This window comes from Streptomyces sp. SID13666, from assembly GCF_010548325.1.
Classification (GTDB): domain Bacteria; phylum Actinomycetota; class Actinomycetes; order Streptomycetales; family Streptomycetaceae; genus Actinacidiphila; species Actinacidiphila fildesensis.
Genome location: NZ_JAAGLX010000136.1, coordinates 1 through 870, shown reverse-complemented (window position 1 = coordinate 870; position 870 = coordinate 1). Strand labels below are relative to the sequence as shown.

Below are 870 nucleotides of genomic sequence, written 5' to 3'. Positions count from 1 at the left end.
ATTCGGCGGTCCAGCGCCAGCGAAAGTTCCGCCTCCAACACCCGCTGGTCCAGGGGACGCATCCGTGTCGGGTCCGCTTCCGGGGCGTGGGTCAGGATCACGTCGCTGAAGATCTCGGCTAGGGCGTCCGCGTGGTCGCGTACCCGTTTGCCCGCCGCCAGGACGGCTGAGAGCGGGATGCCCTCCTGGACCAGCGCCGACGACGCGTCCAGGAGGCTGCGGCTGATGTGGACGATCTGCTCGCCGTCGGTGCCCAGGTAGCCGAGGTCCATCGAGGCCGCGAGGTTCTCGGGGGTGGCATCCGGGCCGAAGAGATCGGCGAGGTCCTCGGGGGTGAGGCTGACCGGGGTCTCCTCGGTGGGGGCGCCGAGGCCGAGCAGGTCGGCCACGTCGCGGCCGTTGTCGAAGGCCCCGGCCAGTTCCGCGATGCCGTTGAGGGTGTGCCCGCGTTCCAGCAGCGCCGAGATCGTGCGCAGACGGGCCAGATGGTGGTCGTCGTACCAGGCGATGCGGCCCTCGCGGCGGGGTGGCGGGATCAGTTTGCGTTCGCGGTAGAAGCGCAGGGTGCGGACGGTGATGCCGGCCAGCCTGGCCAGCTCCTCCATCCGGTACTCGCGCTCTTCTGCGGTCTCCGCTGCGTCTGCCACGTCGGAACCCTACGGCGTACCGGCGGTACCCGCGGCGGAGCCGCTGATGTAAACGTCCTTCTTCCGGCCCCTACCCATCAGTACGAGCGTCCTCTACTGTCCCCATTGCGCCAGTGTTCACTGGCGGAGTCGCGGGTGAGGGTCGGAGGCATCGGCATGGCTGAACACGAAGCCGAACAGGAAGCCGAACACGAACATGTGCGGGTGGCGGTGATCGGGTCCG

General features: G+C 69.1%; 1 protein-coding gene. It reads right to left on the bottom strand.

Annotation, left to right across the window (positions count from 1 at the left end):
- Positions 1–605: MerR family transcriptional regulator (locus G3I60_RS43745; protein ID WP_164608555.1), on the bottom strand; the 605-nt coding region annotated here is incomplete at its 3' end.
- Positions 606–870 lie beyond the last annotated feature (265 nt).